Below are 7,373 nucleotides of genomic sequence, written 5' to 3' on the forward strand. Positions count from 1 at the left end.
CCAGGTTGCCAACAGAAGAATCAGGGCTGTAACTTGCCCTCTTCCCCCAGAGAAGCCTCAGGTTCCTCCTCGCGCAAGTCATCAAAATCGATCTTCAGCCCCTCTTCCATGGCATCCAGCTCCACCAGCAAGCTACGGAAGCTGGTTTCGTCCTTTGGCTCAGAAACGTCTTCTTCCCCAAGGCTGGCATCTGCCAACGCCTGCAGGTGCGCGGGCACTGGCGCATCATCCGGGTCGAGCAGCGGCTCCGGCTCCATTTCGCGCAGCTCGGCCAGGGCCGGCAGCTCATCCAGGCTCTTGAGGTTGAAATGGTCGAGAAACGCCTTGGTGGTGGCAAACATCGCTGGCCGCCCGGGCACTTCGCGGTAGCCAACCACGCGAATCCACTCGCGCTCGACCATGGTCCTGATGATATTGCTGTTCACCGCCACGCCCCGCACGTCTTCGATCTCGCCACGGGTGATGGGCTGGCGGTAGGCGATCAGGGCCAGGGTTTCGAGCAGCGCGCGCGAATAACGCTGCGGGCGCTCTTCCCACAGGCGCCCGACCCAGGGCGCAAAGTCCTCGCGAATCTGCAGGCGGTAGCCGCTGGCCACTTCCTTGAGCTCGAAGGCACGGCCGCTGCACGACTTGCCCAGCACCTCAAGGGCCTGCTTGAACACCTGGGGCTCGGGGCGCTCGGCCTCTTCGAGCAGCTCGTACAGGCGCTCCAGGGATTGCGGCTTGCCCGAAGCCAGCAAAAAAGCTTCGATCAGTGACGCCAGGTCGCGGGGGTCATTCAGGTTCATCAGGTTCTTCAACAAGCGCTGGGCGAAGCCGCACATGGATAGCGGCGAAGGGTTCATTCTGCACCAGTTCGATCAGCGATTCCTTCACCAGTTCGAGAACCGCCATGAAGGTCACCACCACACCCAGCTTGCCCTCTTCGGCGGCAAACAGGTCGCCGAACGGCACGAAAGCACCGCCCTTGAGGCGCTCCAGCACCTGGCTCATGCGCTCACGGGTGGACAAGGTCTCACGGCTGATCTGATGGCTTTCGAACAGGTCGTTGCGGCGCATGACCTCGGCCATGGACATCAGCAGCTCTTCCAGGCTGACCTGCGGCAACAGCTTGCGGACCTTGGCCTGCGGTGCTTCCAGGCGCGGCACAACGACCTCGCGGCCCACCCTTGGCAGGTCGTCAATGCCCTCGGCTGCGGCCTTGAAACGTTCGTACTCCTGCAGACGGCGGATCAGCTCGGCGCGCGGGTCGCCCTCCTCCTCCTCGACATCGGCCGAACGCGGCAGCAGCATGCGCGACTTGATCTCGGCGAGCATGGCGGCCATCACCAGGTACTCGGCAGCCAACTCCAGGCGCACGCTTTTCATCAGTTCCACGTAGCCCATGTACTGGCGGGTGATTTCCGCCACCGGGATGTCAAGGATGTCGATGTTCTGCTTGCGGATCAGGTACAGCAACAGGTCGAGCGGCCCTTCGAAGGCTTCCAGGATGACTTCCAGGGCATCCGGCGGAATGTACAGGTCCAGCGGCATTTCGGTCAGGGCTTCGCCGTAGACCAGGGCCAGTTGCAACTGCCGAGGCGACTCGGCCTGCTCAGCCGGTGCCTCGGGCGCCTCCATCTGGCTCACGCGTTGACCATAAACGGCGTGGGGTCGCCGCAGCCTTCGCGGATCAGCGCGGGCTCATCGCCAGTGAGGTCAATGACGGTCGACGCCTTGAGGTCGCCAAAACCGCCATCGATGATCAGATCGACATGGTGCTCCAGGCGCTGACGGATCTCGTAGGGGTCGGTCATCGGCTCTGTTTCGGGCGGCAAGATCAGGCTCACGCTCATCAACGGCTCGCCCAGCTCTTCTAGCAGAGCCAGCACGATCGGGTTGGATGGCACGCGCAATCCAATGGTCCGCCGTTTCTCGTGCATCAGCAACCGCGGTACCTCGCGGGTGGCATTGAGAATGAAGGTATAAGGCCCCGGAATGTGCGCTTTGAGCAGGCGGAACGTAGACGTATCGATCTTGGCGAACAACCCCATTTGCGACAAGTCGCAGCACAGCAGCGTGAAGTTGTGCTGCTTGTCCAACTGGCGCAAGCGCCGAACCCGCTCGATGGCGTTTTTATCGCCAATCTGGCAGCCCAGCGCGTAGGCCGAGTCGGTCGGGTAAACCACCACGCCACCCTTGCGGATGATCTCGACGGCCTGTTTTATCAGGCGCGCTTGTGGGTTCTCCGAATGAATCTGGAAAAATTGGCTCACGTAGTCATCCTGTTCATAGCGCCAAAGGCTGTTCATGGCTGAATCGACGCCACAGAGGTGGCAGATCCTCGGGCAAAGGCCGGTAGGCACCGATCTCTCCCCAGGTGCCGGGGCCATGGAAGTCACTGCCAGCGCTTGCCAGCAGGCCGAACTCACGAGTAAGGATGGACATCGTGCCCACCTGCTCGGCCGGCATCATCCCGTTGACCACCTCAAGTGCCTGCCCGCCTGCCTGAATATAGTCGGCAATCAGCCTTCTGCGCTTGCTGCGGGTCAGGTCGTAGTGCATGGGGTGTGCAAGGCTCACCCACGCTTTGGACTGCCGCAGGGTGGCGACAGTTTCGTCGAGGGTCGGCCAATGCTGCTTGACGTCGCCCAGCTTGCCGGCACCCAGCCACTTGCGAAACGCCTCGCCGCGGTCCTTGACGTGCCCGGCACGCACCAGGTACTCGGCAAAATGGGGGCGCGCCGGGGCGTTGCCGCTGTCGCCCAGCTCGTGCTGTACGGCGCGGGCGCCCTCGAGTGTGCCGGGCATGCCCTTGGCTGCCAGCCGTTTGTCTATTTCTTCGGCGCGCAGCCAGCGGCCACGGTGCAGCGCTTCAATGGCCGCCAGCAAGGGCGGCGCGTCCAGCGGGAAGTCATAACCCAGCACATGGATGGTCGCGCCACCCCAGGTGCACGACAATTCCACCCCGCTGACCCAGCGCATGCCCCGCTCAATGCAGGCCTGGCGGGCTTCGGGCAGGCCTTCGAGGGTGTCGTGGTCAGTCAGTGCCAGCGTTTGCACCCCGTGCTCATGGGCCCGGGCAACCAGTACCGAGGGCGACAGGGCGCCGTCGGAGGCCGTGCTGTGACAGTGCAGATCAACATTCATGGAGAGCGCTTTCGCTGGAATCGATGTTTGTTATTATGCCGTCACATCCCGATTCTGGCTGCCATTGTGAAACAATTCATCGATTTCATCCCGCTGCTGCTGTTCTTCATCGTCTACAAGCTTGACCCGCGCCCCATGGAAGTCGCCGGCCACAGCTTCGAATTCGGCGGCATCTACAGTGCCACGGCCATGCTGATCATCAGCTCGCTGGTGGTGTACGGTGCGCTGTTCCTGCGCCAACGCAGGCTGGAAAAGGGCCAATGGCTGACGCTGGTGGCCTGCCTGGTATTCGGCGGCCTGACCCTGACCTTCCATAGCGAAACCTTCCTCAAGTGGAAAGCGCCGGTGGTGAACTGGCTGTTCGCCCTGGGCTTTGCCGGCAGCCATTTCATCGGCGATCGGGTGCTGATCAAGCGCATCATGGGCCACGCCCTGACCCTGCCAGATGCCATCTGGACCCGCCTGAACGTTGCCTGGATCGGTTTCTTCCTGTTCTGCGGCGCGGCCAACCTGTTCGTCGCCTTTACCTTCCAGGACTTCTGGGTGGACTTCAAGGTGTTCGGCAGCCTGGGCATGACCGTGATCTTCCTGGTGGCGCAAGGCGTGTACCTGTCGCGCCACCTGCACGACGACCCTTCTACTACCAAACCCAAGGATTGACATGCTCTACGCCATCATCGCCAGCGACGTCGCAAACTCCCTGGAAAAGCGCCTGGCTGCCCGCCCGGCGCACATCGAACGCCTGCAGCAGCTCAAGGCCGAAGGCCGCGTGGTGCTGGCCGGCCCCCACCCGGCCATCGACAGCAACGACCCGGGCGAAGCCGGTTTCAGCGGTAGCCTGATCGTTGCCGAATTCGAATCGCTGGCCGCGGCGCAGGCCTGGGCCGATGCCGATCCTTACATTGCGGCGGGCGTGTACGACAACGTCGTCGTCAAGCCGTTCAAGCAAGTATTGCCTTGATCTGAGACCGAGTCGCTTCCTCGCGGGCAAGCCCGCGAAGAAGCTGACGCGGCACCAGTAGTTATACGGCTGCCATCAGTCTGCGGTATCTTTGCCACTGGCGGGCCGAATAGCCGCCGTCAATGGTTGAATTGAGTGAGTCATGAGCGAGCTGTTACTGATTGATGATGACCAGGAACTGTGCGAGCTGCTCGGCAGCTGGCTGACCCAGGAAGGGTTCACCGTGCGTGCGTGCCATGATGGCCTGAGCGCACGCCAGGCCCTGGCCGAGCACGCTCCGGCGGCCGTGGTACTGGATGTGATGCTGCCCGATGGCAGCGGCCTGGAATTGCTCAAGCAATTGCGCAGCGAGCACACCGAGCTGCCGGTGCTGATGCTCTCTGCACGGGGCGAGCCGCTGGACCGCATTCTTGGCCTGGAGCTGGGCGCCGACGACTACCTGGCCAAACCTTGCGACCCGCGCGAGCTCACGGCCCGTCTGCGAGCAGTGTTGCGCCGCAGCCACCCCACCGCCACCACCAGCCAGGTGGAACTGGGCGACCTGGTGTACAGCCCTGCGCGCGGCGTGGCCAGCATCGACGGCCGTGAAATGACCCTGACCCTGTCCGAAAGCCGCATTCTTGAAGCCCTGCTGCGCCAGCCTGGCGAACCGCTGGACAAGCAGGAGCTGGCGCAAATCGGCCTGGGGCGCAAACTGACCCTGTACGACCGCAGCCTGGACATGCATGTCAGTAACCTGCGCAAGAAGATCGGGCCGCATGCCGATGGCAGGCCACGTATCGTGGCGCTGCGTAGCCGTGGCTATTACTACTGCCTGTAACTCGCTGCAAGCTACAAGAAGGCGCAAGATCGCAATCGGCTTCACTTGCAGCCTGGAGCTTGGAACTGTTCTTTACAGTGCCTTTACCATCCCCTGACTGCGCTTGACGGTGATCTCCCTAGACTGTGCTCATCCGGTAACCACCGGCCTATGAAAGGAGAGACACCATGCGCAAGACCCTTATCGCCCTGATGTTCGCCGCCGCCCTGCCGACCGTGGCCATGGCCATGCCTGAAGGCGGCCCGCGTCACGACGGCCCGCATCATCGCGGTGATGCGCCTTTCCATCAACTGGACCTGAGCCGCGACCAGCGCCAGCAGATCGGCAAGCTGATGGGCGAGCAGATGCAGCAGCGCCGTGACATCACCGAGCGCTACCTGGCCAAGCTGCCAGCCGCCGACCAGAAAGCCATGAAAGACGAGCTGCAAGCCAGCCGCGACAAGACCGACACTGCGGTGCGCAACCTGCTCAAACCTGAACAGCAGAAAAAGTTCGACGAACTGCAAAAGGAACGCGCCGCCAAGAAAGCCGAGTGGCAGGAGTTCCAGGCCTGGAAAGCTGAAAAAGGCACCAAGGCTCAGTAAGCTGTCCGCCCGATGCCCGGCCCGCCTCCCCGCGGGCCGGGCTTTTACCGTTTACAGGAGGTGCACTTGCGTTCACTGTTCTGGCGCATCCTGGCCAGTTTCTGGCTGGCTATCACCCTGGTCGCAGGCCTGTCTATCCTGCTGGGCCACATGCTCAACCAGGATGCCTGGATCCTAAGCCGCCACCCGGGCCTGAATACCCTGGCCAGCAAGTGGGCCAAGCATTACGAGCAGCAAGGCCTGGATGCGGCACAGCACTTTCTGGAACGGCGCAAAGATCGCTACAAGATCGATGTGCAGGTACTCGATGACAGTGGCGAGGCCGTGGTGCCCGGCACCTTCCCACGCCGTGCGGCGGCCTTCGAGGCACGCCAGCACAATGACGAGCGGCGCCTGCCATGGCGTCGGCTGACCGAGGAATACACCAGCCCGGAGACCGGCGAAACCTACCTGCTGATCTACCGCATCCCCCACCCTGCACTGGACGCCTGGCACCGCGAAAGCCTGATGTGGCCGCTCAGTGCCTTGGGCATTGCGCTGGTGGTACTGACCCTGTTCAGCCTGCTGGTCACCCTGTCCATTACCCGCCCGCTAAGCCGCCTGCGCAGCGCGGTGCATGACCTGGGGCAGACCACTTACCAGCAGAACAGCCTGGCGCAGCTGGCTGCACGGCGTGACGAGTTTGGCGTGCTGGCCAAGGACTTCAACAAGATGGGCGCGCGCCTGCAAAGCACCATTGGCAGCCAGCGCCAGTTGCTGCGCGATGTGTCCCATGAGTTGCGCTCGCCGCTGGCCAGGCTGCGCATTGCCCTGGCTTTGGCCGAGCGCGCCGGGCCTGAGCAGCGGGAGACCTTGTGGCCGCGCCTGACCCGCGAGTGCGACCGGCTGGAAGACCTGATCAGCGAAATCCTTGCCTTGGCCCGGGTCGATGCGGAGCAGGCTCATGCCGAGCCGGTCGACCTCAATGCCCTGCTCGGCAGCGTGCGCAAAGACGCCTTGCTCAGCGCACCGGACCAGGACGTGCGCCTGGAGGCGCAGCCGGGGTTGACCCTGCAAGGTTGGCCGACGCTGATCGAGCGCGCCGTCGACAACCTGCTGCGCAATGCCCTGCGCTTCAACCCGGTGGGGCAGCCGGTCGAGGTCAGCGCCGTGCGTGAGCAGGACCACATCGTGATCAGCGTGCGTGACCATGGGCCCGGGGCGGCAGCGGAGCATCTGGCGCAGCTGGGCGAGCCGTTCTTCCGCGCGCCGGGGCAGGACGCGCCAGGGCATGGCCTGGGGCTGGCGATTGCGCGCAAAGCGGCGGAGCGCCATGGCGGGAGACTGGTGCTGGATAACCACCCACAGGGGGGCTTTGTGGCCAGGCTGGAGTTGCCCTTGGCTGAAGCTACTGGCAGTTGATGTGATGCAAAGGCCACTGGCCTCTTCGCGGGGCAAGCCCGCTCCCACAGGTACGGTGCAGGTATCAGGCAGCGCGGACAACCATCCACAGGGGGGGCGTTGTGGCCAGGCTGGTGCTGCCCTTGGCTGAAGCTGCTGGCAGTTAATGTGATGTAAGGGCCACTGGCCCCTTCGCGGGGCAAGCCCGCTCCCACAAGTACGGTGCAGGTATCAGGCAGCGCGGACAACCATCCACAGGGGGGGCTTTGTGGCCAGGCTGGAGTTGCCCTTGGCTGAAGCTACTGGCAGTTGATGTGATGTAAAGGCCACTGGCCTCTTCGCGGGGCAAGCCCGCTCCCACAAGTACGGTGCAGGTATCAGGCAGCGCGGACAACCATCCACAGGGGGGCTTTGTGGCCAGGTTGGAGTTGCCCTTGGCTGAAGCTACTGGCAGTTGATGTGATGTAAAGGCCACTGGCCTCTTCGCGGGGCAAGCCCG

General features: G+C 63.4%; 9 protein-coding genes. 5 read left to right on the forward strand and 4 right to left on the reverse strand.

Annotated elements, in window-relative coordinates:
- Positions 1–20: 20 nt before the first annotated feature.
- From scpB to ACK1VC_RS26630, 4 genes are all read right to left on the reverse strand, one after another.
- Complete coding sequence (gene scpB / locus ACK1VC_RS26615; protein WP_024717734.1) at positions 21–788, reverse strand: SMC-Scp complex subunit ScpB; 768 nt, start codon at positions 786–788, stop codon at positions 21–23.
- Entirely contained in the window at positions 775–1,500 is a 726-nt protein-coding gene (locus tag ACK1VC_RS26620) for a segregation and condensation protein A (RefSeq protein ID WP_161775556.1), read from the reverse strand. The genes scpB and ACK1VC_RS26620 overlap by 14 nt, the downstream gene beginning before the upstream one ends.
- Before the next feature lie 125 nt (positions 1,501–1,625).
- Complete coding sequence (locus ACK1VC_RS26625; RefSeq protein WP_033732044.1) at positions 1,626–2,255, reverse strand: L-threonylcarbamoyladenylate synthase; 630 nt, start codon at positions 2,253–2,255, stop codon at positions 1,626–1,628.
- Positions 2,256–2,268: 13 nt separating this feature from the next.
- Complete coding sequence (locus ACK1VC_RS26630) at positions 2,269–3,129, reverse strand: PHP domain-containing protein (RefSeq protein ID WP_016488514.1); 861 nt, start codon at positions 3,127–3,129, stop codon at positions 2,269–2,271.
- A gap of 66 nt (positions 3,130–3,195) precedes the next feature.
- Between ACK1VC_RS26630 and ACK1VC_RS26635 the strand changes: the two genes are divergently transcribed.
- From ACK1VC_RS26635 to ACK1VC_RS26655, 5 genes are all read left to right on the forward strand, one after another.
- Positions 3,196–3,789 carry a septation protein A gene (locus ACK1VC_RS26635; protein ID WP_024717735.1) on the forward strand — a complete coding sequence of 198 codons (594 nt, stop codon included), beginning with the start codon at positions 3,196–3,198 and terminating at the stop codon, positions 3,787–3,789.
- Position 3,790: 1 nt separating this feature from the next.
- Positions 3,791–4,090 (forward strand): YciI family protein, encoded by a 300-nt coding sequence (locus ACK1VC_RS26640; protein ID WP_016488516.1) that lies wholly within the window; start codon positions 3,791–3,793, stop codon positions 4,088–4,090.
- Positions 4,091–4,232: 142 nt separating this feature from the next.
- Entirely contained in the window at positions 4,233–4,910 is a 678-nt protein-coding gene (locus ACK1VC_RS26645; protein ID WP_016488517.1) for a response regulator transcription factor, read from the forward strand.
- A 167-nt stretch (positions 4,911–5,077) separates the two neighbouring features.
- Positions 5,078–5,494 carry a Spy/CpxP family protein refolding chaperone gene (locus ACK1VC_RS26650; protein WP_016488518.1) on the forward strand — a complete coding sequence of 139 codons (417 nt, stop codon included), beginning with the start codon at positions 5,078–5,080 and terminating at the stop codon, positions 5,492–5,494.
- A 60-nt stretch (positions 5,495–5,554) separates the two neighbouring features.
- The gene (locus tag ACK1VC_RS26655; RefSeq protein WP_060519137.1) at positions 5,555–6,895 is read left to right on the forward strand and encodes a sensor histidine kinase; all 1,341 of its coding nucleotides are present in this window, start codon (positions 5,555–5,557) and stop codon (positions 6,893–6,895) included.
- The last annotated feature ends 478 nt before the right edge of the window (positions 6,896–7,373 follow it).

The sequence above is a fragment of the Pseudomonas sp. XP2 genome (assembly GCF_053557975.1).

Coding starts and splice junctions, on each gene's coding strand:
- scpB (WP_024717734.1), bottom strand. CDS start 788: ATGAACCTGAATGACCCCCGCGACCTGGCGTCACTGATCGAAGCTTTT.
- ACK1VC_RS26630 (WP_016488514.1), bottom strand. CDS start 3,129: ATGAATGTTGATCTGCACTGTCACAGCACGGCCTCCGACGGCGCCCTG.
- ACK1VC_RS26640 (WP_016488516.1), top strand. CDS start 3,791: ATGCTCTACGCCATCATCGCCAGCGACGTCGCAAACTCCCTGGAAAAG.
- ACK1VC_RS26645 (WP_016488517.1), top strand. CDS start 4,233: ATGAGCGAGCTGTTACTGATTGATGATGACCAGGAACTGTGCGAGCTG.
- ACK1VC_RS26650 (WP_016488518.1), top strand. CDS start 5,078: ATGCGCAAGACCCTTATCGCCCTGATGTTCGCCGCCGCCCTGCCGACC.